Origin of the sequence: Sphingomonas sp. GV3 (assembly GCF_031082075.1) — a bacterium.
In the GTDB taxonomy this organism is placed as follows: domain Bacteria; phylum Pseudomonadota; class Alphaproteobacteria; order Sphingomonadales; family Sphingomonadaceae; genus Sphingomonas; species Sphingomonas beigongshangi.
The window spans coordinates 2,037,501-2,063,199 of sequence record NZ_JARWLE010000001.1 but is presented as its reverse complement, the minus strand read 5'-3'; the positions used below and the strand labels follow the sequence as shown (position 1 = coordinate 2,063,199).

The 25,699-nt window shown below is 68.4% G+C and carries 30 protein-coding genes (1 of these 30 running past the window's edge); 17 read left to right on the top strand and 13 right to left on the bottom strand.

The window, feature by feature from the left end; translation table 11 throughout:
- The first annotated feature begins 27 nt into the window (after positions 1 to 27).
- The 3 genes from RF701_RS09745 to RF701_RS09735 all read left to right on the top strand — a co-directional run bounded on the left by RF701_RS09745 (position 28) and on the right by RF701_RS09735 (position 3,314).
- The gene (locus RF701_RS09745) at positions 28 to 1,284 is read left to right on the top strand and encodes an aspartate kinase (RefSeq protein ID WP_210357744.1); all 1,257 of its coding nucleotides are present in this window, start codon (positions 28 to 30) and stop codon (positions 1,282 to 1,284) included.
- A gap of 139 nt (positions 1,285 to 1,423) precedes the next feature.
- Positions 1,424 to 2,410 carry a nitronate monooxygenase gene (locus RF701_RS09740; protein WP_308815647.1) on the top strand — a complete coding sequence of 329 codons (987 nt, stop codon included), beginning with the start codon at positions 1,424 to 1,426 and terminating at the stop codon, positions 2,408 to 2,410.
- 148 nt (positions 2,411 to 2,558) lie between these two features.
- Positions 2,559 to 3,314 carry a hypothetical protein gene (locus tag RF701_RS09735; protein ID WP_308814815.1) on the top strand — a complete coding sequence of 252 codons (756 nt, stop codon included), beginning with the start codon at positions 2,559 to 2,561 and terminating at the stop codon, positions 3,312 to 3,314.
- Here the strand turns inward: RF701_RS09735 and RF701_RS09730 are convergent.
- From RF701_RS09730 to RF701_RS09720, 3 genes are read right to left on the bottom strand one after another with little or no spacing between them, the layout of a single operon-like run.
- Positions 3,308 to 3,517, bottom strand: coding sequence for a helix-turn-helix transcriptional regulator (locus tag RF701_RS09730; RefSeq protein ID WP_203311392.1), 210 nt, complete (start codon positions 3,515 to 3,517; stop codon positions 3,308 to 3,310). The two genes, RF701_RS09735 and RF701_RS09730, sit on opposite strands and share 7 nt — an antisense overlap.
- Positions 3,514 to 3,948 (bottom strand): hypothetical protein, encoded by a 435-nt coding sequence (locus RF701_RS09725; protein ID WP_210357746.1) that lies wholly within the window; start codon positions 3,946 to 3,948, stop codon positions 3,514 to 3,516. The genes RF701_RS09730 and RF701_RS09725 overlap by 4 nt, the downstream gene beginning before the upstream one ends.
- Positions 3,949 to 3,988: 40 nt before the next feature.
- The gene (locus RF701_RS09720; RefSeq protein WP_203311390.1) at positions 3,989 to 4,408 is read right to left on the bottom strand and encodes a hypothetical protein; all 420 of its coding nucleotides are present in this window, start codon (positions 4,406 to 4,408) and stop codon (positions 3,989 to 3,991) included.
- A 128-nt stretch (positions 4,409 to 4,536) separates the two neighbouring features.
- On the opposite strand from RF701_RS09720, the gene RF701_RS09715 reads away from it, so the two are divergent.
- From RF701_RS09715 to pal, 6 genes are all read left to right on the top strand, one after another.
- Positions 4,537 to 5,001, top strand: coding sequence for a YbgC/FadM family acyl-CoA thioesterase (locus RF701_RS09715; protein WP_308814814.1), 465 nt, complete (start codon positions 4,537 to 4,539; stop codon positions 4,999 to 5,001).
- Positions 4,998 to 5,690: a protein TolQ gene (gene tolQ, locus RF701_RS09710; protein ID WP_203311388.1), complete on the top strand. Its 693-nt coding sequence runs from the start codon at positions 4,998 to 5,000 to the stop codon at positions 5,688 to 5,690. The genes RF701_RS09715 and tolQ overlap by 4 nt, the downstream gene beginning before the upstream one ends.
- Positions 5,691 to 5,703: 13 nt before the next feature.
- The gene (tolR, locus tag RF701_RS09705) at positions 5,704 to 6,159 is read left to right on the top strand and encodes a protein TolR (RefSeq protein WP_308814812.1); all 456 of its coding nucleotides are present in this window, start codon (positions 5,704 to 5,706) and stop codon (positions 6,157 to 6,159) included.
- Complete coding sequence (locus tag RF701_RS09700) at positions 6,159 to 7,184, top strand: cell envelope biogenesis protein TolA (protein ID WP_308814810.1); 1,026 nt, start codon at positions 6,159 to 6,161, stop codon at positions 7,182 to 7,184. Before tolR ends, RF701_RS09700 begins: the two co-directional genes overlap by 1 nt.
- A 167-nt stretch (positions 7,185 to 7,351) precedes the next feature.
- On the top strand, positions 7,352 to 8,761 hold the full coding sequence (gene tolB, locus RF701_RS09695) for a Tol-Pal system beta propeller repeat protein TolB (RefSeq protein WP_374758607.1): 1,410 nt from the start codon (positions 7,352 to 7,354) through the stop codon (positions 8,759 to 8,761).
- A gap of 52 nt (positions 8,762 to 8,813) precedes the next feature.
- Positions 8,814 to 9,344: a peptidoglycan-associated lipoprotein Pal gene (gene pal / locus RF701_RS09690; protein WP_203311384.1), complete on the top strand. Its 531-nt coding sequence runs from the start codon at positions 8,814 to 8,816 to the stop codon at positions 9,342 to 9,344.
- Positions 9,345 to 9,346: 2 nt separating this feature from the next.
- On the opposite strand, the gene RF701_RS09685 is transcribed toward pal, so the two are convergent.
- The 5 genes from RF701_RS09685 to ispG are packed head-to-tail and all read right to left on the bottom strand — an operon-like array spanning position 9,347 to position 12,506.
- The gene (locus tag RF701_RS09685) at positions 9,347 to 9,817 is read right to left on the bottom strand and encodes a GNAT family N-acetyltransferase (protein WP_210357750.1); all 471 of its coding nucleotides are present in this window, start codon (positions 9,815 to 9,817) and stop codon (positions 9,347 to 9,349) included.
- On the bottom strand, positions 9,814 to 10,707 hold the full coding sequence (locus RF701_RS09680) for a DMT family transporter (protein ID WP_308814806.1): 894 nt from the start codon (positions 10,705 to 10,707) through the stop codon (positions 9,814 to 9,816). Before RF701_RS09680 ends, RF701_RS09685 begins: the two co-directional genes overlap by 4 nt.
- Positions 10,704 to 11,084, bottom strand: a complete 381-nt coding sequence (locus tag RF701_RS09675; RefSeq protein ID WP_210357751.1) for a type II toxin-antitoxin system VapC family toxin — start codon at positions 11,082 to 11,084, stop codon at positions 10,704 to 10,706. Before RF701_RS09675 ends, RF701_RS09680 begins: the two co-directional genes overlap by 4 nt.
- Positions 11,081 to 11,326 carry an AbrB/MazE/SpoVT family DNA-binding domain-containing protein gene (locus RF701_RS09670; RefSeq protein ID WP_203311380.1) on the bottom strand — a complete coding sequence of 82 codons (246 nt, stop codon included), beginning with the start codon at positions 11,324 to 11,326 and terminating at the stop codon, positions 11,081 to 11,083. Before RF701_RS09670 ends, RF701_RS09675 begins: the two co-directional genes overlap by 4 nt.
- Before the next feature lie 52 nt (positions 11,327 to 11,378).
- A complete protein-coding gene (gene ispG / locus RF701_RS09665) occupies positions 11,379 to 12,506 on the bottom strand; it encodes a flavodoxin-dependent (E)-4-hydroxy-3-methylbut-2-enyl-diphosphate synthase (protein WP_308814805.1) in 1,128 nt (375 codons plus the stop codon).
- Positions 12,507 to 12,569: 63 nt separating this feature from the next.
- Here ispG and RF701_RS09660 point away from each other — a divergent pair, with 63 nt between their 5' ends.
- The 3 genes from RF701_RS09660 (at position 12,570) to RF701_RS09650 (ending at position 15,699) form a co-directional block, all read left to right on the top strand.
- Entirely contained in the window at positions 12,570 to 13,778 is a 1,209-nt protein-coding gene (locus tag RF701_RS09660) for an acyltransferase family protein (RefSeq protein ID WP_308814804.1), read from the top strand.
- Positions 13,775 to 14,704: an isoaspartyl peptidase/L-asparaginase gene (locus tag RF701_RS09655; protein ID WP_308814803.1), complete on the top strand. Its 930-nt coding sequence runs from the start codon at positions 13,775 to 13,777 to the stop codon at positions 14,702 to 14,704. The genes RF701_RS09660 and RF701_RS09655 overlap by 4 nt, the downstream gene beginning before the upstream one ends.
- 134 nt (positions 14,705 to 14,838) lie before the next feature.
- The gene (locus RF701_RS09650) at positions 14,839 to 15,699 is read left to right on the top strand and encodes a S1/P1 nuclease (protein WP_308814802.1); all 861 of its coding nucleotides are present in this window, start codon (positions 14,839 to 14,841) and stop codon (positions 15,697 to 15,699) included.
- A gap of 114 nt (positions 15,700 to 15,813) precedes the next feature.
- On the opposite strand, the gene ppa is transcribed toward RF701_RS09650, so the two are convergent.
- The 3 genes from ppa to RF701_RS09635 all read right to left on the bottom strand — a co-directional run bounded on the left by ppa (position 15,814) and on the right by RF701_RS09635 (position 19,063).
- Positions 15,814 to 16,395 (bottom strand): inorganic diphosphatase, encoded by a 582-nt coding sequence (gene ppa, locus RF701_RS09645; protein WP_210357755.1) that lies wholly within the window; start codon positions 16,393 to 16,395, stop codon positions 15,814 to 15,816.
- Between the two features lie 29 nt (positions 16,396 to 16,424).
- Positions 16,425 to 18,344, bottom strand: a complete 1,920-nt coding sequence (locus tag RF701_RS09640) for a peptidase M61 (RefSeq protein ID WP_308814801.1) — start codon at positions 18,342 to 18,344, stop codon at positions 16,425 to 16,427.
- Positions 18,345 to 18,409: 65 nt separating this feature from the next.
- Positions 18,410 to 19,063: a DUF1345 domain-containing protein gene (locus tag RF701_RS09635; protein ID WP_210357756.1), complete on the bottom strand. Its 654-nt coding sequence runs from the start codon at positions 19,061 to 19,063 to the stop codon at positions 18,410 to 18,412.
- A 49-nt stretch (positions 19,064 to 19,112) separates the two neighbouring features.
- Here RF701_RS09635 and hisS point away from each other — a divergent pair, with 49 nt between their 5' ends.
- The 4 genes from hisS to RF701_RS09615 all read left to right on the top strand — a co-directional run bounded on the left by hisS (position 19,113) and on the right by RF701_RS09615 (position 23,657).
- The gene (gene hisS, locus RF701_RS09630; protein WP_308814800.1) at positions 19,113 to 20,357 is read left to right on the top strand and encodes a histidine--tRNA ligase; all 1,245 of its coding nucleotides are present in this window, start codon (positions 19,113 to 19,115) and stop codon (positions 20,355 to 20,357) included.
- Positions 20,358 to 20,478: 121 nt separating this feature from the next.
- Positions 20,479 to 21,552 (top strand): peptide chain release factor 1, encoded by a 1,074-nt coding sequence (gene prfA, locus RF701_RS09625; protein ID WP_210357758.1) that lies wholly within the window; start codon positions 20,479 to 20,481, stop codon positions 21,550 to 21,552.
- Positions 21,553 to 21,705: 153 nt separating this feature from the next.
- Positions 21,706 to 22,527, top strand: a complete 822-nt coding sequence (gene prmC / locus RF701_RS09620; RefSeq protein ID WP_308814799.1) for a peptide chain release factor N(5)-glutamine methyltransferase — start codon at positions 21,706 to 21,708, stop codon at positions 22,525 to 22,527.
- 290 nt (positions 22,528 to 22,817) lie between these two features.
- Positions 22,818 to 23,657 (top strand): DUF4167 domain-containing protein, encoded by an 840-nt coding sequence (locus RF701_RS09615; RefSeq protein WP_210357760.1) that lies wholly within the window; start codon positions 22,818 to 22,820, stop codon positions 23,655 to 23,657.
- 80 nt (positions 23,658 to 23,737) lie between these two features.
- Here the strand turns inward: RF701_RS09615 and RF701_RS09610 are convergent, their stop codons facing one another.
- A complete protein-coding gene (locus RF701_RS09610; protein WP_210357761.1) occupies positions 23,738 to 24,019 on the bottom strand; it encodes a hypothetical protein in 282 nt (93 codons plus the stop codon).
- A gap of 89 nt (positions 24,020 to 24,108) precedes the next feature.
- Here RF701_RS09610 and RF701_RS09605 point away from each other — a divergent pair, with 89 nt between their 5' ends.
- Positions 24,109 to 24,534: a CBS domain-containing protein gene (locus tag RF701_RS09605; protein WP_308814798.1), complete on the top strand. Its 426-nt coding sequence runs from the start codon at positions 24,109 to 24,111 to the stop codon at positions 24,532 to 24,534.
- 4 nt (positions 24,535 to 24,538) lie between these two features.
- On the opposite strand, the gene RF701_RS09600 is transcribed toward RF701_RS09605, so the two are convergent.
- Positions 24,539 to 25,699: the 3' portion of a lipopolysaccharide biosynthesis protein gene (locus tag RF701_RS09600; protein WP_308814797.1), read on the bottom strand. The gene runs 321 nt beyond the window's last position; 1,161 of the gene's 1,482 nt are visible here — the last part of the coding sequence; the start codon falls outside the window, past its right edge; its stop codon occupies positions 24,539 to 24,541.

Here is a 25,699-nt window from a genome sequence, read left to right as displayed (position 1 = left end):
TTCACCCAAGGAGTTTGGCAGACGACGATGGCGCGGATCGTGATGAAGTTCGGCGGCACCTCCATGGCCGGGATCGAGCGCATCCGGAGCGTCGCCGCCCGCGTCAAACGCGAAGTGGCGGCGGGCAACGAGGTCGCGGTCGTCGTCTCCGCCATGGCCGGCGAGACCGACCGGCTGGTCGGCTTCTGTCGCGAGGCGTCGTCGCTCTACGACCCGCGCGAATATGACGTCGTCGTCTCGGCGGGCGAACAGATCACCAGCGGGCTGCTCGCCATCGCGCTGCAGGCGGCGGGCGTGCAGGCGCGCTCCTGGCTGGGATGGCAGCTGCCGATCCATACCGACGATGCGCATGCCAAGGCGCGGATCGGCGGGATCGAGACCGACGCGCTGATCGCGAGCATGGCGGCGGGCGAGGTCGCGGTGATCCCCGGCTTCCAGGGATTGGCGGAGGATCGCCGCGTGACGACGCTGGGCCGGGGCGGCTCGGATACATCGGCGGTCGCGGTGGCGGCGGCCGTGCGGGCCGACCGGTGCGACATCTATACCGATGTCGACGGCGTCTACACCACCGATCCGCGCATCGTCCCGCGCGCACGCAAGCTCGCCAAGGTGACCTACGAAGAGATGCTGGAACTCGCCAGCGTCGGCGCGAAGGTGCTCCAGACCCGTTCGGTCGGGCTGGCGATGAAGGAACAGGTCCGCGTCCAGGTGCTCTCGTCGTTCACCGGCGACGACGCGCCGATGGCGGACACGTTGCCGGGGACGATGATCGTCGGCGAAGAGGAGATAGAAGACGTGGAACGCCAGCTGATCACCGGCATCGCGCACGACAAGAACGAGGCGAAGATCACCCTGACCAGCGTCCCCGACAAGCCGGGCGCGGTGGCGGCGATTTTCGAGCCGTTGGCGAACGCGAACATCAACGTCGACATGATCATCCAGAACATCGCGCACAACCATGGGTCGACCGACGTCACCTTCACCGTGCCCTCGGCCGATCTGGCGCGGAGCCTCGAATCGCTCAACCAGGCGCGCGAGGCGATCGGCTTCGGCGAACTGGTCCACGACACGCGCGTCGCCAAGATCTCCGTCGTCGGCGTCGGCATGCGCAGCCACGCCGGCGTCGCGAGCACGATGTTCACCGTGCTCGGCCAGCGCGGGATCAACATCCAGGCGATCTCGACCAGCGAGATCAAGGTCAGCGTGCTGATTCACGAGGACGAGACCGAACTCGCGGTGCGCGTCCTGCACACCGCCTACGGACTCGACGCCGAGGCGGCATAGGCTTCCTTTGCCCTCCCGCTTGCGGGAGGGGCCGGGGACGGGCATGGCGCATGGCATGACAGTCTCCGTCTCCGAAACGGCCGATCGGGCCGACCATCGCGCTCCCACGTCCAGCGGCCATCAGCGGCTCGACCGTCGCATGGCGCGCGGCGCCGCGTTCCTGGGCAGCGAGGTCGCGATCATGGCCGGCGCGATGTCCTGGGTCAGCGAGCGCAACCTCGTCGCCGCCATGTCCAATGCCGGCGGCTTCGGCGTGATCGCCTGCGGCGCCATGACGCCGGACCTGCTCGATGCCGAGATCGCCGGCACCAGGGCGCTGACCGACAAGCCGTTCGGCGTCAACCTGATCACCATGCACCCCGCGCTGTTCGACCTGATCGCGGTGTGCGCCAAGCACCGGGTCGGCCATGTCGTCCTCGCCGGCGGCCTGCCGCCCAAGGGCTCGCTCGAGGCGATCAAGGATATGGGCGCCAAGCTGATCTGCTTCGCCCCGACGCTCGCGCTCGCCAAGAAACTGATCCGGTCGGGCGTCGATGCGCTGGTCATCGAGGGCATGGAGGCCGGCGGCCATATCGGTCCCGTCTCCACCAGCGTGCTCGCGCAGGAGATGCTGCCCGAGATCGCGGCGGACGTGCCGGTGTTCGTCGCCGGCGGCATCGGCCGTGGCGAGGCGATCGCGGGCTATCTCGACATGGGCGCGGCGGGCGTCCAGCTCGGCACGCGCTTCGTCTGCGCCACCGAATCGATCGCGCATCCCAATTTCAAGAAGGCGTTCATCCGCGCCTCCGCGCGCGACGCGGTGGCGAGCGTGCAGATCGATCCGCGCCTGCCCGTGATCCCCGTGCGTGCGCTCAAGAATGCCGGCGGCGAACTGTTCACCGCCAAGCAGCGCGAGGTCGCGCAGAGCCTCGACGAAGGCCGCGTCGCGATGGCCGAGGCGCAGTTACAGATCGAACATTACTGGGCAGGTGCGCTGCGCCGCGCGGTGATCGAGGGCGACGTCGAGCACGGCAGCGTCATGGCGGGCCAGTCGGTCGGCATGGTGACGAAGGAGGAGCCGCTCGCCGACATCATCGCGTCGCTGATGGCGGAAGCGGCGGCGGCGTTCGAGGCGCGGACGGCCTGACGCATCCCTTGTCCGGTCCCGCGTGCGCGCGTCCATGCCCGCCGTGCGACCGGACGAGCGTCGGTTCGCCGCGGTGATTACCTGGCGTTAACCATCGCGCGGCCAAGCTTGCCTCCATCAGCCGGGGGGCAGGAAGGACGCCGGAGCCATGCGCCGCTCGATTGCCATCTCCATGACCGCGCTGGCGCTGACCGCCGGCTGTGCCACCCGCCGCGCCGTGCAGGCGCCCGCCGTCGTCGCGACCCTGCCGCCGCCAGTGGCGGTTGCCGCGGTGCCGATGCCGAAGGGCGCATATCCCGGAATGCCGGTACCCGCGCTGCTCGCCGACGGCCGATACGCCACCCCCAATCGCGACCTCTCGCAGGCCGGAACCGTCTGGCACCTGCGGGCCGCGCTCAACGTCGCGGCGCTGGCCTGTCGCGGCGCGGATGCCGGCGCGATCGTCGCCGATTACAACGCATTGCTGACCGCGCAGAAGCTGCCGCTCGCCGACGCGCAGAAACGCTATGCGGCCGAATGGAAAGCTGCCGGCGGCGATTGGCAGGACCGGTATGATGATGCGATGACGCGGCTGTACAATTTCTTCTCGCAATCACCCGCGCGCGACGGTTTCTGCCGCGCCGCCGCCGCGACGCTGGCCGATTCGCAGACGGTGACGGCCGCCGAATTGCCCGCCTTCGCCGCAGGGCGCCTGGCGGTGCTCGAAAAGCCCTTCACCGACTTCTACGCCGCTTATGATGGCTGGCGGAAGGATCGCGCCCGCCTCGACCAGCTGGCCATGGCGAGCATGCCGGTGCCGGCGAATGTCGTCGCGGTGCAGGCGGTGCCGGCCGCGACCCCCGCCGTGCGCCCGCGCTTGACGGTCGACGTCCGCGCCTTGCTCGACACCGCCGTCGCTCACTGATCGTCGGCGAGGCGGAATATCGCCTCGACCGGCCGCCCGAGCACGCGTGCCAGTCGCAGCGCAAGCGTGGTGGACGGCACGAAGACGCCGTTCTCGACCGTGTTGATCGTCTTGCGGCTGACGCCCGCGCGCTCGGCCAGCCCCGCCTGCGTCAGGCCCAGCCGCTCGCGTTCGTCCTTCAGGCTGTTGAGCAACTCGCTCATCGCGTCGCCCGCAGCTCCTGCGTCGCAAAGCTGGACAGCGCCACCACCATGGCGGCCGTGATGATCAGCTTGGCGGCGTCGACCGCGCCGACCGTGCGATAGGATGCGACGATCGCCAGCACTGCCCCGGACAGGATGGCGGCCCAGAAGCCCGCCGCGAGGGCCTTGATGCGATGCGCGGCGGTCGCCTCATCGTCCATGAAGGCGGCAAGCGGGTGACGCGTCAGGCGGGCGATCGGCAGCAAATTGCACAGCGTCAGCGCGATCATCACCAGCCAAGACCCGAGGACGACCGCCTTGGACGCCGGATCACCGTCCCTCTCCAACGGGAGCAGCGGCAGAAGGACGTTCACCGTCAATATGCCGCCCATCATGTAGAAGAGAACCGCGCGTGCCCGTCCCTTGCGCTCCGCCTTCTCGATCATGCCCATCGTTCTGCTCCCGCGTTCGGATTGCGCGTGCCGCCGGCGCTCATCGCGCTGCCCGCAGTTCGAGCGTGGCGAAGCTGACCATCGCCGCGAACAGCGCCGCGGTGGCGACGACGCGCGATACGTCATAGGCCGACAGCATTCCGTCATGTGCGAAGGGCGCGGTGCCGAGCGCCGACGCCAGGCCGGCCCAGAACCCGGCCACGCAGCTCATGCGGCGATGCTCGCGAACCACCTCGTCCTCGAGCAGGCGGTTGATCGGGCTGTCCGGCTTCAGCCAGCGTCGCCAGGGCAGCAGCGTCACGGCGCAGACGAGCGCCACGCCCAGCCAGAAGCCGTCGACGAAATCGCGTTGCAATACGGTCATGCCGATCAGTTCCGACAGCAGCAGCACCGCCCCGAGCACGTAGAGCATCACCGCCCACGCCCGGCTCTTGCGTTCGGCCAATTCGATCGAGTCCATGATCGCACCCTCCTGTAACCTGCGGGTTACATGTAACCCATGCGTTACATCCGTCAAGCGCTTTCCGTCGCGTCACGCGCGGCAACGGGCTTCCCCGAGTCGCGCGGTTAGGTTAACGGCGCTTGCCTATGCGGGAGGACAGCATCGACCAGCCGACGGCGGGACGGTTCGAGGGGCGCGAGCACCTGTTCCCGGTGCGCGTCTATTTCGAGGACACCGACCTTTCGGGCGTGGTCTACCACGCCAATTACCTGCGCTTCATGGAGCGCGCGCGCTCCGCGATGCTGCGGCTGGCGGGGATCGACCAGCGCGCCGTGTTCGATGCGGGCGAGGGCGCCTATGCCGTCGCCGATCTGACCATCCGCTATCGCGCGCCCGCGCATCTCGACGACGCGCTGCTGGTGGTCAGCCGCGTGACGTCCGTGCGCGCGGCCAGCGTCGTCATTCATCAGACAGTCAGGCGCGGTCCGCTTGTTCTGACGGAGGCGGAGGTGACAGCGGCGCTCGTCGCCGCGAACGGCCGCCCCCGTCGCCAGCCGGCCGCGTGGACGGACATCTATCAACGCCTGGTGTGGCAGGGGACCAACGAATGAATCCGGTGTTCAACATGGATGCGGCGACCCTGTCGCCCGTCGCCCTGTTCCTGCAGGCCGACGTCGTCGTGAAGGTGGTGATGGCGGGGCTGCTCGTCGCCAGCATCTGGACCTGGACGCTGATCGTCGCCTTCTGGCGGCGGCTGGGGCGTATCCGCAAGGGCATGGCGCGGTTCGAACGCGATTTCTGGAAGGCGGAGGATATCGACGCCTTCTACAAGGCGGAGGCGGATCAGGATCTTCCGTCCGCCAAGGTGTTCGCCGCCGGCGTCAAGGAATGGCGCCGGTCGACGGCGGGCGGCAGCATCGACAAGGGCGGCACCCGCGAACGGCTGGCGACCGCGATGGGCGCGGCGGCGGCGGGCGAGATCGACCGGATCAGCGACAAGCTGAATATCCTCGCGACGATCGGCTCGGTCGCGCCCTTCGTCGGCCTCTTCGGCACCGTCTGGGGCATCATGCGCAGTTTCACCGGCATCGCCCAGGCGCAGAATTCCTCGCTGGCGGTCGTCGCGCCCGGGATCGCCGAGGCGCTGTTCGCGACCGCCATCGGCCTGTTCGCGGCGATACCGGCGGTGATCGCCTACAATCGCTTCAGCCATGGCGTGAACCGGATCGAGGCGGCGCTGGGCCGCTTCGCCGACGGCTTCCACACGACGCTCAGCCGCCAGCTGGACTCGGGCCGGTAAGGGAGCGCGCGCCATGGCGATGAACCTTCCCTCGCAGCGCGGACGTGGACGCCGGGCGCCCGTGGCGGACATCAACGTCACCCCTTTGGTCGACGTCATGCTGGTGCTGTTGATCATCTTCATGGTCACCGCGCCGCTGCTCACGGCGGGCGTCCCGGTCAACCTGCCCGACAGCCGGGCCAAGGCGCTGGATCAGGACCAGAAGCCGGTGCAGATCTCGCTCGACGCGCAAGGGCGGCTGTATATCGACGACCAGGAAGTCGCCGAGGACGCGCTGCCGCAGCGGCTCGAAGCGATCGCGGCCAAGCCGGAGGCCGGAGGCCAGCCGCCGCAGATATTCCTGCGCGCCGACCGCGCGCTCGATTATGGCCGCGTGATGCGGGTGATGGGCGAGCTGAACCGGGCAGGGCTGAATCGCGTGTCGCTGTTGACCGTCGAGGGCACCGGTGAGGGCGGCGGAACGCGCTGATGGATCGGGCGGAGAAAATCGGCCTTGGTGTGGCGGTCGTCGGGCATGTCGTGCTCTTCGGCCTGCTGTCGGTCGGTTTCCTCGCCACGCCCAATCCGGCGAAGCTCCAGCAGACGCCGATGGAGGTCAGCCTGGTCAAGGACGTCGCGCTGGAGGCGACCGCGCCACAGGCGGTGACCCCGCCGGCGCAATCCAGGGCGCCCGACGCCGGCGAGCCCGAGGATGCGGCACCGCCCGCGGCGGCCGAGCCGGAGCCGGCGGCGGAGCCCGAACCCGCGCCGCCCGAACCCAAGCCCGCGCCGCCGAAGCCCCAGCCCAAGCCTGAACCGAAGCCTGAGCCGAAGCCCGCGCCGGCCAAGCCCCAGCCGAAGCCCAAGCCGGCCCCGGTCAAGCCGAAACCCGAACCCAAGCCGAAGCCCGAGGCGGCGGAGGAAATGGCCAAGCGGTCGCCCAAGCCGAACAAGGCCGCCGCCAAGCCGAGAGCGGAAGCGAAGCCGGCCGATCGTCCAGCGCCGTCGAAGCCGGCGGCCAAGCCACAAGCCGCAGCCAAGCCTGCCGCCAAGGCGGGTCGCGGCAGCGATGAGGCGAGCAAGGCCGAGCGTCCTCGCGGCTCGCGGCTCGGCAGCGACTTTCTGAAAGGCCTGACCAGCGAGGCGTCGACGAGCACGTCGCCCGCGCCGAAGGCAGCGAAGATCGATGCGCGAGCGATGGCGGGGATCGAGGACGCCATCAAGCGCCAGATCCAGCCGTGCGCGGACCGGCAGGCGACCACGGGCATGCCCGGGGCGAATTCCATCGTGTCCGTCCTCAATCTGCGACTCAATCAGGACGGCTCGCTCGCGGCGACCCCGCGGATGGTGCGCCAGACCGGCGTCACCGACGAAAACGATCGGTATAAGCAGCGGGTGATCGATCTCGGCATCGCTGCCTTGAAGGCATGTTCGCCACTGAAGCTCCCGGCCGAATATTATTCGACGCCAACCGGCGGGTGGAATAACATCAACTTCCATTGGACGATCCGGTGATGGCCCGAGGGCATCTTCCGGCCGTTCGCCGTGCGTCCGTCGACGGGCTTTCCTCCTCGTCGCGTGGAAGAGCGAGGCTTCGACACGCGCGGCGCGGATCTGGCGCGGATGCAGCAGGAAAGTCCGGACCCGCCGGAAGTGGTACAGGCCGGGATGCCAACAGGAACATGCCCATGATTGGAAAAGTCTTCGCGGCGCTGGCCGCCACCGCGGCCCTCTCGGCCCTTGCTCTTCCGGCAGCGGCGCAGACGGCACCCGCCTCCACGCCGCCGCAGCAGCAGCAGCCGGCGGGCCAGCCGCAGGATCAGAACGCCGCGCCGCTCGAAGTGTCGGTGACCGGCGGCGTGTCCGAGCCGATGCCGATCGCCATCCCCGTGATGCCCACCGCGCAGGTGGTCGACACGCCGGCGGGATCGACCGACGTGCTCGGCCGGCAGCTGGCCGACATCGTCGCCAACGACCTCAGGAATTCGGGGCTTTTCACCCCGCTCGCGCCGGGCAAGCTGCGGCCGGTCGGCTTCCAGGAGGTCAACGCGCCGGCGTTCGACTATTGGGGCGGCACGGGCGCGCAGGCGCTGGTGCAGGGTTTCGTGCGCGCCGGTGCCGACGGCAATCTGACGGTCGGCTGCTACCTGTACGACGTCTTCTCCAAGGTCGAGCTGACGCGCACCGGCTTCGTCGTGCCGCCGGCCGACTGGCGTCGCGCGGGGCACAAATGCGCCGACATGGTCTATGCGCGCCTGACCGGCGAGGGCCCCTATTTCGACAGCCGCATCGTCTACGTCTCCGAAACGGGGCCGAAGGCGAAGCGGATCAAGCGGCTGGCGATCATGGACCAGGACGGCTTCAACCACCGCTTCCTGACCAACGGCCAGGCGATCGTGCTGACGCCGCGGTTCGCACCGAACCAGCAGTCGATCGTCTACATGAGCTACGAGGACAACCGGCCGTCGATCTACGTCTACGACCTGGGCTCGGGCCGGCCGCGCCGGGTCGTGCAGAACGTGTCGCTCACCTTCGCGCCGCGTTTCTCGCCGGACGGTCGCTGGATCCTGTTCTCGATGGCGCAGGGTGGCAATACCGACATCTACCGTGTCGCGGCGAGCGGCGGCACGCCGCAACGGCTGACGACCTCGCCCGGCATCGACACCGGCGGCAGCTATTCGCCCGACGGATCGAGGATCGTGTTCGAGAGCGACCGCTCCGGCGGACAGCAGCTCTACGTGATGAACGCCGACGGGTCGAACCAGCATCGCATCAGCTTCGGCGGCGGCCGCTACGGCACGCCGGTGTGGAGTCCGCGCGGCGATCTCATCGCCTTCACCAAATTGGGTGGCGCGTTCCGGATCGGCATCATGGCGCCGGACGGGTCGGGCGAGAAGCTGCTCACCAACAGCTGGCAGGACGAGGGGCCGAGCTGGTCGCCGAACGGCCGCGCCATCACCTTCTTCCGCTCGACGCAGGGCGGATCGGGCAAGGCGGATCTGTGGATGGTCGACCTGACCGGTCAGGTCGAACGCAAGATCCCGACGCCGCTCGACGGCTCGGATCCGGCCTGGGGGCCGATCAGGCCGTGACGCCGAATTGGGGGCGTTTCGGGGGCGGGACGATTCTTAGGGAGATACGATGATGGCCAAGCTTTCCACGACGCTGATGACCGCTGCGGCGATGCTGTCGCTCGCCGCCTGCGCGCACAAGCCGAAGCAGCTGCCGCCGCCGCCGGTCGACAACACTGGCGGGATGAACACCGGCAACTTGCCGCCGTCGAACAATGGTCAGGTCGGCGACGCGACGGTGCCGGGCTCCGACGCGGATTTCCGCCGCTCGGTCAGCTCGAACACGGTGCATTTCGGCCTCGACATGTACGACATCGATCCGGAAGCACGGACGATCCTCGACACGCAGGCACAGTGGCTGGCGAGCCACCCGAACGTCCGCGCGACGATCGAGGGCCATTGCGACGAGCGCGGCACGCGCGAATACAATCTGGCGCTCGGCGATCGTCGCGCCAATGCGGCCAAGAACTATCTGGTCGCCAAGGGGATTGACCCGTCGCGCCTGACCACGATCAGTTACGGCAAGGAGCGCCCCGTCGCGCTCGGGTCCGACGACGCCTCCTGGGCGCAGAACCGGCGCGCCGTGACCGTCGTGGTCGGCTGAATTCAGCCGCGGGCGAGGCGCTCCAGCGCTTCGCCCGTCACGCGCTGGATCGTCCATTCCTCCATGCCGACCGCGCCCATCGCCCGGTAGAAGGCGATGGCGTCGGCGTTCCAGTCGAGCACCGACCATTCGAATCGTGCGCAGCCCCGCGCCACTGCTTCCTGCGCGAGATGGCGGAGCAGGGCCGTGCCGATACCTTGGCCCCGCGCGGCGGGCGTGACGTACAGATCCTCCAGGTAGAGGCCGCGCTTCCCCGTCCAGGTCGAGAAATTGTGGAAGAAGAGCGCGAAGCCGAGCACGGCGTCGTCCTCCTGCGCGATCACGGCCTCAGCGGCGGGTCGTGGCCCGAACAGAGCGGCATGCAGGTCCGTCTCGCTCGCGGTGACGGCATCGGGCTCGCGCTCGAAGGCTGCCAGTTCGCGGACGAGGTGGAGGATCGTGGGAATGTCGGCGGATGTGGCGGGTCGGATCATGCGGAAGCCTCGGTCTGCGGGGCGGGGAAGGGGCGGCGCACGGCGACGATGCAGCCCGCGATGATCAGTGCCGCCCCCGCCACCGTCCATGCCGAGACGACCTCGGCGAAAACGAGCCAGCCGAACAGCGCCGACCAGACGAAGGCGGTATATTCGACCGGCGCGAGTACCTGCGCCTCCGCCCGCGCATAGGCCCAGGCGAGCGCGACCGCCGACGCCGAACCGAGCAGCGCCGCGACCAGGATTTCGGGCCATTGTCCGGCGGCGGGCATGCTGCCGAACCAGGGCGCGCCGACGAGCAGCAGCAGGCTCAGCACGACGCTGGTGAACAGCGCGACTTCCAGCGGGTCCGCCACCTGCGCCTGACGACGCAACAGGATCAGGCTACCCGCGTAGAGGATGCTCGCCGCGACCACCGCCACGCTGCCGAATATTGCGTCCTGCGACGCGCGCGCCTGGACCTCGCCCATCGCGATGGCAAGGACGCCGAGGCTGGCGACAAGGGAACCACCGATCGCGGCGCGCCTGATCCGCTCGCCCAGGGTGAGCGCGGCGAGGAACAGCGCGATGAGCGGCGCGAGGAAGGTCAGCGCGACGCCCTGCGCCATCGGCACGCGCACCAGGCCCCAGAAGAACAGCAGCACGGATGCTCCGGCTACAGATCCACGTGCCGCGTGAAGCTTCAGCGCCGCGCGCGTCGGCCAGGGGCGCCGCCGGACGAGGAACACCGGCAGCATCAGCGCCACCCCCGCGATCGAGCGCCACAACACGGCATTGTAAGCGCCGCTCGTGATGGACAGCCCTTTCATCAGCGCGTCCATCGCCGAATAGACCGCGATCCCCCCGGCGGCGACGCCGAAGGCGAGAAGGGGCGATGCGGCGCGGGTCACCGGATCAGCCGGATGTCGATGTCGAGATCGACCTCCGCGAGACGGCGATCGCTCGTATAGACAGGCAGGCGGTGCAGAAGACCCAGGGCCAGACATGCCCGATCGCCGAGCGACGCGCCCTGCGCGCGGGTCGGCTCCCGCAGCCGTGCCGCCTCGAGCGCCATCGGCAGATCGAAGGGGACGACCGCGATCTCGTAGCTGCCGAGGATAGCCAGCACCGCCTCGGCGCTCGCGCCACGTTCCACCCCACGTGCGCAGCATTCGGCGACGTTGACGGTCGACATCCGGCTGCCCCGGACGATCCCGGCAACGATATCTGCCCCCGTTTCGCCGAGCATCAGCGCCATCACCGCGGATGCATCGACGACCGCGCTCATTCCTCGCCCCAGTCGGCGCGTCGTTCCCTCAGAAACGTATCGACCGTATAATCCTCACCGAAGATGGCGCGCGCTTTGGCCTGCGCGTTGCGGACCGACTGATCGAACGTCATCAATCTGACGCCACCATCATCCGTGCGGTCGACGACCAGCGAATCGCCGTCCTTGATGCCGAGTTCGCGGCGGATATCCGCCGGAATCACCACTTTGCCGCCCGCGATCACCTTGGCATGATAGGTCATGTCGAAGCCTCCAGTACCTGTATCATAGCATAGGTACCAAGGGGCGTCAGGACTATTCCGCTGCGACCGGCTCCGACGGTACCGACGCAGCCTCGATCTCCGCCGCCTTCGCCTCGACCAGCTTGACGATATGGTCGATCATATCGGCGTCCTGGACGTGATGGTCGGTGACGCCGGACAGATAGACCATGTGCTTGCCATTGCCGCCGCCGGTGATGCCGATGTCGGTTTCGCGCGCCTCGCCGGGGCCGTTGACGACGCAGCCCAGCACCGACAGGCTCATCGGCGTGCGGATGTGCTGCAGCCGTTCCTCCAGCGCCTGCACGGTGCGGATCACGTCGAATCCCTGTCGGGCGCAACTTGGGCAGGACACCACGCGCACGCCGCGGTTGCGGATGCCGAGCGCCTTGAGGATCTCGAAGCCGACGCGGACCTCCTCCTCGGGCTCCGCCGACAGCGACACGCGGATCGTGTCGCCGATGCCGAACCAGAGCAGGCTGCCGATGCCGATCGACGATTTGACGGTGCCGCCGATCAGGCCGCCCGCCTCGGTGATGCCCAGGTGCAGGGGACAGTCCGTCGCTTCGGCCAGACCCTGATAGGCGGCGACCGCCAGGAAGACGTCCGACGCCTTCACCGCGACCTTATATTCGTGGAAGTCGTGATCCTGCAGCAGCTTGATGTGGTCGAGCGCACTTTCGACCAACGCATCGGGGCAGGGCTCGCCATATTTTTCGAGCAGGTCCTTCTCGAGGCTGCCGGCGTTGACCCCGATGCGGATCGCGCAGCCGTTCGCCTTGGCGGCGCGCACGACCTCCGCAACGCGCTCGTTGCTGCCGATATTGCCCGGATTGATGCGTAGGCAGGCGGCGCCCGCGTCCGCCGCCTCCAGCGCGCGCTTGTAGTGGAAATGGATGTCGGCGACGATCGGCACGTGGCTCGCGCGCACGATCTGCTTCAGCGCGGTCGTCGATTCGATGTCCGGACAGGATACGCGGATGATGTCCACGCCCGCCTCCTCGCAGCGGCGGATCTGATCGACCGTGCCGCGGATGTCGGGCGTGGGCGTGTTGGTCATCGTCTGGACGGTGACCGGCGCATCGCCGCCGACGGGAACATTGCCGACCATGATCTGGCGGCTCGGACGGCGGACGATGTCGCGCCACGGACGTACTGACATGGCCCTCATATACAGCGCGCGGGTTGCGGTTCAAAGACGCTGGTGTAGGGAAGCACGCCTGCCATGGCGCGCCCCCTTCCCACATCGCCGATCCCACGGCATTTCGGCCTGGACTGGCTGCGTATCGCGGCCTTTGCGATCCTGATCGCCTATCACGTCGGCATGGTGTTCGTGCCATGGGGTTTCCATGCGAAGAGCCCGCATGGCGCGGATTGGGCGGTGCTGCCCATGCTTGCGGTCAACGCCTGGCGGCTCAGCCTTTTGTTCGTCGTCTCCGGTTATGCCAGCCGGGCCCTGCTCGGGCGTGCGACGGGCGTCGGCGGGTTCCTGGGGCAACGGACGATGCGGCTGCTCGTGCCGCTGGCGTTCGGCGTGGCTGTCCTCGTGCCGCCGCAATCCTTCGTCGAACTGGTGACCCAGCACGGCTATCGCGCGAGCTTTGCGACCTTCTGGCTTCACGACTATTTCCGCTTCGGAAAGCTCGCGGGCATCGGCCTGCCGGCGCTCAACCACCTCTGGTTCGTGCTCTATCTCTGGTTGTATACGGTCGTGCTCGCCGCGTTGGTCGGGGTGGCGAGCGTGACTGCGGCCGGACCGGCCCACGGCGCGCTGGTCCGCGCAGGCACCATGCAGCACCTGTTCGAGCGCGTCTTCGCCGGGCCGCTGGTGCTTCTGGTCCCGACGGCATGGTTGATCGGCGTCCATGCCTGGTGGTTTCCGATGGGCTATGAAACGCATGATCCCGCGCACGACCTGATGGCGCACCTGATCTATCTGCCCGCCTTCCTGTTCGGTTTCGCACTGGCCGGCGCCCCGCGCGTGCTGGCCGCCTGCGTGCGCTATCGCTGGCCGGCGGGCATCGCGGCGATCCTCGGCTATGCGATGATCGTCGGCATCGAACTTTCCCCCGATGCGGCCGAGCCGCCGCGCTGGCTCTACCCCACCTACGGCGCCGCGCATGCGATCCAGCAATGGGGCGCGATCGTCGCGCTGATCGGGCATGCCGAACGGCGTTGGAACCGCGATCACCGCTTGCGACCGCTTCTTACCGAGGCGGTCTTCCCCTTCTATCTCGTCCACCAGACGATCATCGTCGTCGTCGCCTATTGGCTGATCCCGGCCGGTTTGGCCGGGGGCGCGGAATTCGCGATTTTGGTCGCCGCCACGGTGCTGGGTTCGCTCGCTTTCTATCTGATCGGCCGAAAGGTCGAGCCGTTGCGCCCGCTGATCGGGCTTCGCCGTCTTTCCCAGCACAAGGTGCCCGCATCATGACCCAGACCTGGAGCCTCGTCCTGCACGGCGGCGCAGGCACGATCACCCCCGCGCGGATCGGTGGCGCGGCCGAAGCCGGAGCGAGCGAGGCACTTGCCCGCGCGCGCGACGCCGGGGCGGCGGTGTTGGCCGGCGGCGGCAGCGCGCTCGACGCGGTCGAGACGACGGTGCGGGTGCTGGAGGATGATCCGCACTTCAATGCGGGGCGCGGGGCCGCCTTCACCCTGGACGGACGTATCGAGCTCGACGCCGCCATCATGGACGGCACGACGCGCGCGGCAGGGTCGGTCGCGGGACTGACGCGCATCCGCAACCCGATCACGCTGGCCCGCCGCGTGATGAGCGACAGCCCGCACGTCCTGCTGTCGGGAGACGGCGCGGAAGCCTTCGCCGCGACGCTGGGAGTCGAGACGGTCGATCCCGCCTGGTTCGCGGTGACGGAGCGGCGACGGCAGCTCGATGAACTGGTCGCACGCGGCGGCAACGCGTTCGACGTCGATATGAAATACGGCACCGTCGGTGCCGTGGCGCGCGACGTGCACGGCCATCTCGCCGCGGCGACCTCGACCGGCGGTGTGACGGGCAAGCGCTGGGGGCGCATCGGCGATTCGCCGCTGATCGGCGCCGGGACGTTCGCCGACGATCGCGCCTGCGCGGTTTCCTGCACCGGGTCGGGCGAGCAGTTCATCAGGGTGGGCGTCGCGCACGAGATCGCCGCGCGCATCCGTCTGGCCGGAGACGCCGCCGCGATCGCCGCCGCCGCCGCCTTGTCGGACGTCCGGGCGCTGGGCGGCACGGGCGGCGTCATCGTCGTCACGCCATCGGGCGAGGCGTTGTGGCACTTCACCACGCCCGGCATGTACCGTGCCCGCGCCACCTCGGCGGGGGTGCGCGACGTGGCGCTGTATGGCGAAAGCGCGACATGAGGGGCTGGCGTGCGATCCGGCGCGGCTGGATCGGGGCGGTGCCGCTTCCACGCCCGTAATTCAAACTCTGGCGCAAGCGCTTCAGCGATCCTGACCCTTCTGTCCGGGGCCGCTTCTCGCTACAGCGTGAGTCCATGAAAACGCTTCGCTTTTGTCTCGCCGCGCTGCCTGCGCTCGTCGTCGCCGCACCGGCCCACGCCTATTGGGAATTCGGGCATCAGACGGTGGCGCGGATCGCATACGCCAATGTCGCGCCGCGGACGCGCGCGGCCATCCGGCGCATCCTTGCCGATACGCCGAAGCTGGATACGCCCACCTGTCCCGCGACCACCATCGAGGGGGCGAGCACCTGGGCCGATTGCGTCAAGCCGTTGAAGACTGCCGAAGGCAAGCCGCGGTTCGGCTATGCCTACAACTGGCACTTCCAGGACGTGAACATCTGCGCGCCGTTCAGCCTGGAGGAGGCGTGCAAGGACGGCAATTGCGTCTCCGCGCAGATCAAGCGTGATGTCGCAGTGCTCAAGGACAAGCGTGCCGGAGCGAAGGAGCGGGCGCAGGCACTGGTCTTCCTGATCCACTTCGTCGGCGACCTGCACCAGCCGCTGCATGCCGGCGAGAAGGGCGACAAGGGCGGCAACGACGTCGCAGCGGCCTACGGCGTGTACAGCCCCAAGCGGTTCAACCTGCACTCCGTCTGGGACGGGACGCTGGCCGAACGTGCGATCACCAGCGGGCCGAACCTCGTCCGGCGGTATTCGCCTGCGGAGAAGGCGCGGATCGCCCGGGGCGGTGTCGACGACTGGAGCCGCGAATCGTGGCAGGTCGCGCACGACGTCGTCTATGCCAGCGCGCTGCACGGCGACCCCTGCGGCCCCACCCCCGCGAAAGTGACGCTGGACGATGCGACGGTGGCGAAGATCGTGCCCGTCGCACGGCTCGAGGTCGAGCGCGGCGGGCTGAGGCTGGCGAAGCTGCTCGACGAGGCGCTCGGCTGATCGACCCTGCCGCGAACGAGGGGGCGGAGGGACGCGCGGCGGTGCGCCGACGAACCGTCCCTCCACAAAGTACGGCAGGCGACCTCCTCCCCGCGCGCGGGGAGGACGACGTCGTTATCCTTCGCGGCCCGGCACGTCGTGATCGTGCGGTTCCTCGCCCTTCGCCTTGGCGGCGTTGTAGCGATCGATCGCCTCGACCGTGATGCGGCGCGCCTCGGCGGCGTCGCCCCAGGTGCCGACGCGCACCCACTTCTTCTTCTCCAGGTCCTTGTAGTGGGTGAAGAAGTGCTCGATCTGCTCGAAGACGATCTCCGGCACGTCGGCCCGTTCGCCGACATTGGAATAGTAAGGGAAGACCTGGTCGACGGGCACGCAGACCAGCTTCTCGTCGCCGCCCGCCTCGTCCTCGAGGTTGAGGACGGCGATCGGCCGGGCGCGGACGACGCAGCCCGGGATGAACGGCGAGCGCGCGATCACCAGAGCGTCGAGCGGATCGCCGTCCGGCGACAGCGTGTGCGGCACGAAACCGTAGTTCGCGGGATAGCGCATCGGCGTGTGCAGGATGCGGTCGACGAACAGCGCGCCGCTTGCCTTGTCGAACTCGTATTTCACGGGCTCGCCGCCGGTCGGCACCTCGATGATGACGTTGAGGTCGTCGGGCGGCGACTTGCCGACCGGGATCAGATCGATGCGCATGCTTTTCCCTTGTTAAGACCTGCCGCCGCTTACCGCGGGGCGAGAAGACGATCGAGACCGCCTTCGCCGGTTCCGACCTTCTCGAGCCGCGGATAGCGGGGGCCGCCGTGATAGTCGATGGCGACATCGCGGAAGCGTGGCCCGTTCTTGACCAACAGGCGGATCGGTTCCTTCGACGTCTTGGCCGCGAGGATCGCCGCCTTGAGCTTGTCGCCGCTATAGGCCTCGCCGTTGATCGCCTGGATCTGGGTGCCGACGTCCAGTCCCGCCTTGAACGCGGGCGAATCCCAGATCACGCCGTTGACGTTGCCGTCCGGCGCGACGTTGAGCCCGATCGAATAGGTGACGTCGGTGCCGCGGGTCTTTTCCAGGCTGCTGAAATATTTGGTGGGTGTGTCGGTATAGACGAGCTTGTAGCCGTCCATCGCGAAACCGTCGACGGGCGCGGGCTTGCCCGTTTCCGTCAGCCGCTTGTTGAGGAAACCGGCCCAGTCGTAGGGAACGATGCCGTTCAGCGTGCGCGCGACATCATCGAACGTGTACGTGACCTCGCCCCAGTCGCCGTCGCGAATGCCGAAGAAGGCGTGCGCGAAATCGTCGATCGACTTGGTCCCGCCGGATTTCTGGCGGAGCATCGCGTCGACCTCCATCCACACCATCAGGCCTTCGTTGTAATAATCCTCGCTGCGCTGCCAGCTGGTCCAGCCCTTCGGCCGCCGCGCCGAGATGATCGGATCGTTGGTCGTGTCGAGCAGGTCGCGCCACTGGCGGCCGGGCGCGAGCGCATAGGAGCCGGCGATCGCGGCATAGGCGTCGAGCGTATCCTGCTTGCTGACGAGGCCCGAGCGCGCCTGGAGCACATAGCCCCAGAATTGCGTCTGCCCTTCGTACACCCACAGCAGCGAGTCCCGCATCGGCGTGCGGAAGTCCGGGGTCCACAGGTCGGCGCCGCGGCGGAACTTGCCGTCCCAGCTGTGCGTGAACTCGTGCGGCAGCAGGTTGCGTGCGGCGACGTTCGAATCCCATTCGGTGAAATAGGTCTTCGCCGTCCCGTCTTCCGACGAGCGGTGATGCTCGAGGCCGATCCCGCCGAGCTGATCGCTCAGCGAGACGAGGAATTCGTAATGGTCGTAATGCTGCGCGCCGAACGTCTTCACCGCCTGATCGACGAGACGCTTGTGCGCGTCGATCTGCTCCGACGTGGCGGCGAGCAGTTCGGGCGAGTCGGCGAAGACGTTGAGGTTGACGCGCGAAGACAGCGGCCAGGTCTTGCCATAGCGGCCGGCGAGCACCGGCGAATCGACGAGGATCTCGTAGTTCGTCGTCTGATAGGCATAGGTGGAGCCGTTCGCGTTCGCCGGCACCGCGCCCGCCGCGGTCCAGCCCGTCGGGAAGCGCGCGGTCATCTGGATCGGGATCTGGCGGGTGAAATAGCCGGCCGGATAAAGGCTGACCGAATTGGGCTGCAGGCTGATCAGGTTCGGCGTGGCGACGATGCGGCCCTGGTTGCCCTGCGTCGCCGAGATGAACTGGAATTCGACGTCGAGCGACTTGGCGCCCGCAGGCACGTCGATGTGGAAGGCGTAGACGTCGACCGTATCGCGCGTCCAGGGAAGCACCTTGCCGTTCGCGCGGATGACGAGGCCGGCCAGCTTCTCGATCTCTCCGCGCGGCGCGTGATTGCCGGGCAGCCACTTCGGATAGAGCAGCGCCATCGGCCCGCTCTTCGTCACGGGAATCGTCTCCTTCACGCGGAAGATGCCGCGTTCCGTGTCGGTCGCGTCGACGTCCAGCTTGATCGTGCCGGGATAAGGCGCGTCGACGGCGACGGGGATGGTGTCGACGAAGGGAATAGGCTGCGGCGCGGTGTTGCCGGTGGGCACCTGCGCGATCGCGGGAACGGCGATGGCGGACGCAAGAAGGGAGGCGACGAAAAGCTTGGCGTGCATGGAAGGCCTTTGCGGCTGAAGACGATGTACGAATGTTGCGCGGAAAACGTCAGCCGTCCAGCCCCTTAGCTCCCTCCCCCGAGTACGTTGATCGTGAAGGCGATGACGCCGAGATTGAACACGAACGCCGCCAGGCACTGGCCGATCGCCACGCGGCGGATGCGACGGGAGGTGATCTGTACGTCCGAGGTCTGGAAGGTCATGCCCAAAGTGTAGCTGAAATAGAGGAAATCCCAGTAGTCGGGCTGGCCGCATTCGGGGATGTCGAGGCCGCCCGCGTCCTTGCCCTCCTCGTTCGCGCTGTAGAACAGATGCGCATAGTGCAGCGCATAGACCATGTTCGAGAACAGCCACGCGAGGGCGAGCGTGACGATCACGATGAGGATGGCGATCGCGTCGTTCTTGCCCTTCAGCTCGTCCGCGACCGCTACCAGGATGACCAGCATCGTCGCCCCCGTGATGCCGAGCAGCACCGCGCGATTGGCGTCATTGTCGCGAGCGGCACGGCGCATGTGCTCGACGCTGCCGCGTCTGAACAGGGGGATCAGCGAGACGAGGAACACCGCGCTGGCGATGTCGAAGGCGATCATGCACCCCCGTGCCCGTCCCAGCCACGGGATCAGCGGAACCAGCCCGACCGCGAACAGCAATGCGAACAGGGCGAAGCGCGGCGGCGCCACCCGTTTGCCGATTCCCCACCAGCGCGGTCTTTCTGTCATATGGTGGCGCTAGCGCTTCCGGCGCGCCTCGCCTAGATACCCGCCGATCATGGCCCGAATAGAAACTCCGCGACGCATACGCGGCACCCAGGACATCTTCGGCGAGGACCAGCGGCGATTCGGGCACGTGCTCGACACGTTCGACCGCGTCCGGCGCCTCTATTGCTTCGGCCGCGTCGACGTGCCGGTTTTCGAGGATACCGCGGTCTTCGCGCGTTCGATCGGCGAGACGACCGATGTCGTGTCCAAGGAGATGTACACCTTTCCGGACCGGGGCGGCGACTCGCTGACGCTGCGGCCCGAATTCACCGCCGGCATCGCGCGCGCCTTCCTGACGGAAGGGTGGCAGCAATATGTGCCGCTCAAGCTGGCCACCAGCGGCGCCGTCTTCCGGTACGAGCGTCCGCAAAAGGGACGGTACCGCCAGTTCCACCAGATCGATGCGGAGATCCTGGGCGCGGCGGAACCCGCGGCGGACGTCGAGCTGCTGGTGATGGCGGACCAGCTGCTGCGCGAGCTCGGCATCGCGGACGGCGTGACGCTGCAGCTCAACACGCTGGGCGACGCCGAAACCCGCGACGCCTGGCGTAGTGCGCTGGTCGCGCATTTCGAGGCACATCGCGGCACATTGTCGGAGGACAGCCTCGTCCGGCTCGACAAGAATCCGATGCGCATCCTCGATTCCAAGGACCCGCGCGACCGACCGATCGCCGATGCCGCGCCGGACATCGACGCGTTCCTGACCGACGAAGCGCGTGCCTTCTTCGACGCGGTGACCGCGGGACTCGACGCGGCAGGCGTCGCCTGGACACGCAATCCGCGACTTGTGCGCGGCCTCGACTATTATCGGCATACGGCCTTCGAGTTCGTCACCGACCGGCTGGGTGCGCAGGGCACGGTGCTGGCGGGCGGCCGCTACGACGGGCTGATCGAGAGCCTGGGCGGCGCGCCGACCGCTGGCGTCGGCTGGGCGGCGGGCGTCGAGCGGCTCGCGATGCTGCTGGACGAATTGACCCGGCCCACCATCGACGCGGTCATCGTACCGATGGGCGAGGCCGCCGAAGTGCGCGCGACCGGACTGCTCGCCGAGCTGCGACGCTGCGGACTGGCGGTCGACATGGCGTACAAGGGCAAGATGAAGCAGCGTCTGGCGAAAGCCGATACGCTGGGCGCGCGCCATGCGCTTATCCTCGGCGACGATGAGCTGGCGGCAGGCGTCGTCGCGGTGAAGACGCTGTCGAACGGCGAGCAGCGTCAGGTGCCGCTGGACGCGGTGGCGGAGGCGTTACGGTGACCCCGCTCGTCATCCCCGCGGAGGCGGGGATCCAGAGCCGCTGTCACGCCGCAAGGGCCACGCCGTCCGCGCGCCTGGATTCGCGCCTGCGCGGGAATGACGGAGCGGGGGTGCCGCGCGCATGACCACTATCTCTGCCGAACGGATCGCGCAGATCGAGGCGCGCCGCGACGAGCTGCAGGCGCTGATGGCGACCGGCGACCTGCCCTCCGACCGCTTCGTGCAGGTGTCGAAGGAATATGCGGAGCTGGAACCCGTCGCTCGCGCGGCGGCCGAAGTCCGGCGCTTGCGGCAGGAGGCGGACAGCCTCGCCTTCATGGCGGAAGATGGCGACGAGGAACTGCGCGCCATGGCGGCGGAGGAACTCCACGCCAACAAGGCGGCGCTGGAAAGCGCGGATCGCAGCCTGGCGCTCGCGCTGCTGCCGCGCGACGCGGCCGACAGCCGCGCAGCGATGCTGGAAATCCGCGCCGGCACCGGTGGCGACGAGGCGGCGCTGTTCGCCGGCGATCTTTTTCGCATGTACCAGCGCTATGCGGAATCGCAGGGCTGGCGGGTCGAGCTGATCAGCGCCTCCAGCTCGGATGCGGGCGGATACAAGGAAGTCGTCGCCTCCGTTACCGGGCAGGGCGTATTCGCGAAGCTCAAGTTCGAAAGCGGCGTGCACCGCGTCCAGCGCGTGCCGGCGACGGAGAGCGGCGGGCGCATCCATACCTCCGCCGCGACGGTGGCGGTTCTGCCCGAGGCCGAGGAGGTCGACGTGCAGATCGACGACAAGGACCTGCGCATCGACGTCTATCGATCGTCAGGGCCGGGCGGCCAGTCGGTCAACACCACGGACAGCGCCGTGCGCATCACGCACCTGCCTACCGGTCTCGTCGTCATCCAGCAGGACGAAAAGTCGCAGCACAAGAACAAGGCCAAGGCGCTCAAGGTTCTGCGCACGCGCCTGTACGAGGCGGAGCGCGAGCGGCTGGCGGCGGAACGCTCCGGCACGCGCAAGGCGATGGTCGGGTCGGGCGACCGATCGGAGCGCATCCGCACTTACAACTTTCCGCAGGGGCGCGTCACCGACCACCGTATCAATCTGACTCTGCACCGCCTGCCCGAGATCATCGAGGGCGAGATGGAGGAATTGCTCGGCGCACTGATCGCCGAGGACGAGGCGGAGCGGCTGGCGGCGCTGGATGCGTGAGGGTGTGCGAGGGCTGAGAGCCGGCGGCGCTCCGTCCTTCCCCCTCATCCCGGCGAAAGCAGCGACCCATGGCCGCGAACGGCCGATGGTGCGTGATTCCGTGCGCCATTCCGAGCCCATGGGTCCCGGGTTTCGCCGGGATGACGAAGGGAGATGAGCGCGTCTCACGCGGCCAGCACCGCCCTCGCCGAGGCCGCCGCCCGCTTCGCCTTCTCCGACACGCCCAGGCTCGACGCCGAGCTGCTTCTTGCGCATGCGCTCGGCATCGATCGCAACGCGCTGCTTCTCGACATGCAGCGCGCCGTTCCCCCCGCATTCTGGGACCTCGTCGCGCGGCGCGAGGCGCAGGAGCCGGTCGCCTATATCGTCGGCACGCGTGGTTTCTGGACGATCGACCTCAAGGTCGGGCCGGGCGTGCTCGTGCCGCGCGCCGACAGCGAGACGTTGCTCGTCGCCGCCGCGTCGCATTTCGCCGGCCGCCCGCCCGGCAGCATCCTCGATCTGGGTACGGGGCCGGGGACTTTGCTGCTGGCCGCGCTCGACGAATGGCCGGGGCGGGGATTGGGTGTCGATCGTTCCGACATCGCGCTTCGTTATGCGCGGGCCAATGCGGCGGCGCTCGGCATGGCCGACCGTGCGACCTTCGCACGTGGAGACTGGGCGGCGGCGATCGCGGCGCGGTTCGACCTGGTGCTCGCCAATCCTCCCTATATCGGCACGGACGAGCCGCTGCCCGACGAGGTCCGCGCCTACGAGCCCGCCGCGGCGCTGTTCGCGGGTAGTGATGGCCTCGACGACTATCGGACCCTGGCGCAGCAGCTGCCGCGGCTGATCGCGCCGGGCGGCTGCGCCGCCGTTGAGATCGGCCATCGGCAGGCTGCGGCCGTCTCCGGCCTGTTCGGTGACGCGGGCCTCGACTGCCGGGTCCATCGCGACCTCGCCGGGCACGACCGCTGTCTGCTGGTCACGACTTGAATATTGCCGGGCCAGGACGCATATTTCGCTTGTAGGACCGCCCTGCCGGCCGCTATTGCAAGCGTCGGGGCACGCATCATCACCGTCATGTGGTTGATTGCAGGGCGATGGCCCGCATCCTTCGTCATGGAAGCCGCTGCGATCCAGCGGCCCTGGCAAGGCCCGCGCGTCGCGGTGAACCTGGCGCCGGTGCCGGAGGTTTGCGCCATCGGGTCGGGAAGCCCTTGGTGGGCAGGAGCTTGGACCAGTTTGGTTTCACGGACCACATACTCGGATCATAGGACAGTAGCTTGATAAACAATCGGCAGAACGGTCGTCGTCGCGGCCGTGGTGGTGGTGGCAACAACAATGGTCCGCGCCAGGGTGGCGGTGGCCAGGGGCGTCCCGACAACGGCAACCGCATCGACAGCCGCGCGCGCGGCAACGCCAATCAGCTGCTCGAGAAGTACAAGAACCTGGCGGCCGAGGCGCAGCGTCAGGGCGACCGGATCAACACCGAATATTATCTGCAGTTCGCCGACCATTATTTCCGCGTGCTCGCCGATCAGCGCGGCCGGTTCGAGGACCAGCAGCCGCGTCGCCAGCAGCCGTTCGATCTCGATGGCGACGACGAGTTCGGCGACGAGGGCGAGCCGATCCGTGTGGGTGAGCAGGACGGTGGCGAGTTCCGCCAGACCGAGCGCGGGTTCGACGAGAATCGGCAGCAGCGTCGCCGCGAGCGCGGCAACGACCGTGGCGAGCAGCGGGGCAACGAGGGCGAGACGCGTCAGGGCCGCAACTGGGACGAGCGCCGGCCGCGTCGCGCGGAGGCCGCGGCCGACCCCTCGGCAGACGAGCGGCCGGTCGAGGTCGCGGGGCAGCATCGCGCCGAGCCGTTCGCGGAGGGCGAAACGCCCGAGGCGCGCAGCGAGGCGGTGATCGCTGCCGATGCGCCGGCGGCGCCGCGCCGTCGCGGCCGTCCGCGCCGCGACGCGCAGGTCGAGGCGGCGCAGGCCGAGGGCGAAAGCAACGGGGTCGATGCCGATCGCCTTCCGCCGTCGCTGACCCTGGTCGCCAACGATGCGGACGACGCGCCCAAGCCGCGGCGCCGCCGCACCACCCGCGCGGTGGAGGCACCCGCCGCGGAATAAGCGGTCCGTCGGTCCGGTTTGGCCAAGGGGCTGGTTCTCCCGTCGCGGGAGGACCGGCCCTTTTTGTATCAAGCCTTCGGTCAGGCGTCTTTGTCGAAACGCTGGACCGACTCGTCGTGTCCCGTGCCCGAACTGAGGAAAACGAGACCCATCAGGGCACCCGCCATCATGATCGAACCGCCGACGCCGCCCAGAACCGCGAGCATCGTGACGAGATGGAGCGGCCCCTGGACCCAGGCGAGCGTGACGATCGTCCCGGCGCTCGCGATCGCAGCGACCAGCGTCATCCACGCCATGATCGTGCGGAAGCGGGTCCAGGCGTGTGCCGCCTGATAGGGATCGTCGAGGCCGGGATAATCCATGGCTTTGCATGTGCCGTCAAAACGTGATTTGCTCAATCACCTGAAGCAGGCCGGCGCGTACCGGTCGCCGGCGAACGGAGGAGGCGAGGATGACGATTGCGGCAATCCTGCGGACGAAGGGCGATGAGGTCGCATCGCTCCCGATGACGGCCACCGTCGCGGCGGCGGTGGCGCTGCTGGCGGAGCGGCGCATCGGCGCCGTTCCCGTGATGGACGGCGACCTGGTGGCGGGCATCTTCTCGGAACGCGACCTCGTCCATGGCATCGCGCGGGATGGGGCGGCCGCGCTCGATCGCCCGCTGGCGGAGGTGATGACCCGTCCCGTCCAAAGCGTCGCACCCGATCAGGCGGTGATCGCGGCCCTGTCGCTGATGACCCGGCGGCGGATCCGGCACCTGCCCGTCGTGGAGGACGGCCGGATGATCGGCTTCGTATCGATCGGTGATCTCGTCAAATACCGCATCGATCGCATCGAGGCGGAGGCCTCGGCGATGCGCGACTATATCCAGCAATAGCGCCTCAAGCCGGCAGCGGTCGCTTGCGGACCAGCGCCACCAGCTCGCGCAACGTACCGCGCGCGAACAGCGCGAGCCACAGGCCGTAGGTCGCCGCACCGGTCGCAACGAGGATCGCCAGATGGGGATGCGGCGGCATGGCGGGGAGCGCGCGGTCGGCCATGAGGACCACCGCCCCCATGCCGAGCGCCGCGATCGCGGAGGGTGCGACAGCCGCCGCGACATCGCGCGCGGAGACGCCGATCACGGGTATCGAGCGCCAGCTGATGATCGCGAGCAGGGGAGGGTAGGACGCGATCCAGCTCCAGGCGAGTCCCGTGATGCCCCAGCGGATGCTGACGAGGAAGGCGATCGTGAGCACGCCCGCGGCGAAGGCGCCGTTCCCCGCGCTGATATCTGGCCGCCCCCGCGCATCGCAGGCGGGGGCATAGAGGACGTGCAGCGTCATCAGCGGCATGGCGAGTGCGAGCAGGCGCACGATCGGTGCCACCTCGCCCCATTTGTCGCCGAGCGCGCTGAGGACCAGCGGGTCCGCGGTCGTCGCCAGTCCTATGTAGAAGGGCATCGCCACTAGCATGATGACCCGGAGCGCGCGCAGGAAGCCGCGTGGGATCGCCGCGGCGTCATCCTGCATGCGCGCATAGGCGCTGAACGCGACCTCGTTGAGTGGCGGCACGAACTTCGACACGAAGATCTGCGCAAGGAACAGCGCCGTCGTATAGATGCCCAGCAGATGCGGCGTGACATGACGGCCCGCGATGAAGACATCCGCCTGGCTCTGCAGGAACCAGAAGAACTGCCCGGCCGCCATGATCCCCCCGAACCGGGCTAGATGGCCCGCGCCGCGGAAGTCGAAGCTCGGCCACATCAGCGAATGCGCATTCCAGGTGAGCACGATGGCGCGCGCCGCGAAGAGCGCGATCGGCGCGGCGACGAGCGCCCAGACCCCCCAGCCGGCGAGCGCGCCGCCCAGCGCAGTGCAAGCCCCGACGATCGAGGCGGCGACGTTGGCCGTCGCTTGCCGGCGGAAGTCCATCGTGCGGCTGAGCAGCGCATAGGGCAGCGCGGCGAACGGTGTGATGAAGTAGATCAGCACCTGCACCCGCAGCAGGTGAGCGACAGCGGGTTGGCCGTAATAGCGGGCGGCGACGGGCGCGAGCGCGAG

Coding starts and splice junctions, on each gene's coding strand:
- RF701_RS09745 (WP_210357744.1), top strand. CDS start 28: ATGGCGCGGATCGTGATGAAGTTCGGCGGCACCTCCATGGCCGGGATC.
- RF701_RS09740 (WP_308815647.1), top strand. CDS start 1,424: ATGGCGCGCGGCGCCGCGTTCCTGGGCAGCGAGGTCGCGATCATGGCC.
- RF701_RS09735 (WP_308814815.1), top strand. CDS start 2,559: ATGCGCCGCTCGATTGCCATCTCCATGACCGCGCTGGCGCTGACCGCC.
- RF701_RS09730 (WP_203311392.1), bottom strand. CDS start 3,517: ATGAGCGAGTTGCTCAACAGCCTGAAGGACGAACGCGAGCGGCTGGGC.
- RF701_RS09725 (WP_210357746.1), bottom strand. CDS start 3,948: ATGGGCATGATCGAGAAGGCGGAGCGCAAGGGACGGGCACGCGCGGTT.
- RF701_RS09720 (WP_203311390.1), bottom strand. CDS start 4,408: ATGGACTCGATCGAATTGGCCGAACGCAAGAGCCGGGCGTGGGCGGTG.
- RF701_RS09715 (WP_308814814.1), top strand. CDS start 4,537: ATGCGGGAGGACAGCATCGACCAGCCGACGGCGGGACGGTTCGAGGGG.
- tolQ (WP_203311388.1), top strand. CDS start 4,998: ATGAATCCGGTGTTCAACATGGATGCGGCGACCCTGTCGCCCGTCGCC.
- tolR (WP_308814812.1), top strand. CDS start 5,704: ATGGCGATGAACCTTCCCTCGCAGCGCGGACGTGGACGCCGGGCGCCC.
- RF701_RS09700 (WP_308814810.1), top strand. CDS start 6,159: ATGGATCGGGCGGAGAAAATCGGCCTTGGTGTGGCGGTCGTCGGGCAT.
- tolB (WP_374758607.1), top strand. CDS start 7,352: ATGCCCATGATTGGAAAAGTCTTCGCGGCGCTGGCCGCCACCGCGGCC.
- pal (WP_203311384.1), top strand. CDS start 8,814: ATGGCCAAGCTTTCCACGACGCTGATGACCGCTGCGGCGATGCTGTCG.
- RF701_RS09685 (WP_210357750.1), bottom strand. CDS start 9,817: ATGATCCGACCCGCCACATCCGCCGACATTCCCACGATCCTCCACCTC.
- RF701_RS09675 (WP_210357751.1), bottom strand. CDS start 11,084: ATGAGCGCGGTCGTCGATGCATCCGCGGTGATGGCGCTGATGCTCGGC.
- RF701_RS09670 (WP_203311380.1), bottom strand. CDS start 11,326: ATGACCTATCATGCCAAGGTGATCGCGGGCGGCAAAGTGGTGATTCCG.
- ispG (WP_308814805.1), bottom strand. CDS start 12,506: ATGTCAGTACGTCCGTGGCGCGACATCGTCCGCCGTCCGAGCCGCCAG.
- RF701_RS09660 (WP_308814804.1), top strand. CDS start 12,570: ATGGCGCGCCCCCTTCCCACATCGCCGATCCCACGGCATTTCGGCCTG.
- RF701_RS09655 (WP_308814803.1), top strand. CDS start 13,775: ATGACCCAGACCTGGAGCCTCGTCCTGCACGGCGGCGCAGGCACGATC.
- RF701_RS09650 (WP_308814802.1), top strand. CDS start 14,839: ATGAAAACGCTTCGCTTTTGTCTCGCCGCGCTGCCTGCGCTCGTCGTC.
- ppa (WP_210357755.1), bottom strand. CDS start 16,395: ATGCGCATCGATCTGATCCCGGTCGGCAAGTCGCCGCCCGACGACCTC.
- RF701_RS09640 (WP_308814801.1), bottom strand. CDS start 18,344: ATGCACGCCAAGCTTTTCGTCGCCTCCCTTCTTGCGTCCGCCATCGCC.
- RF701_RS09635 (WP_210357756.1), bottom strand. CDS start 19,063: ATGACAGAAAGACCGCGCTGGTGGGGAATCGGCAAACGGGTGGCGCCG.
- hisS (WP_308814800.1), top strand. CDS start 19,113: ATGGCCCGAATAGAAACTCCGCGACGCATACGCGGCACCCAGGACATC.
- prfA (WP_210357758.1), top strand. CDS start 20,479: ATGACCACTATCTCTGCCGAACGGATCGCGCAGATCGAGGCGCGCCGC.
- prmC (WP_308814799.1), top strand. CDS start 21,706: ATGAGCGCGTCTCACGCGGCCAGCACCGCCCTCGCCGAGGCCGCCGCC.
- RF701_RS09610 (WP_210357761.1), bottom strand. CDS start 24,019: ATGGATTATCCCGGCCTCGACGATCCCTATCAGGCGGCACACGCCTGG.
- RF701_RS09605 (WP_308814798.1), top strand. CDS start 24,109: ATGACGATTGCGGCAATCCTGCGGACGAAGGGCGATGAGGTCGCATCG.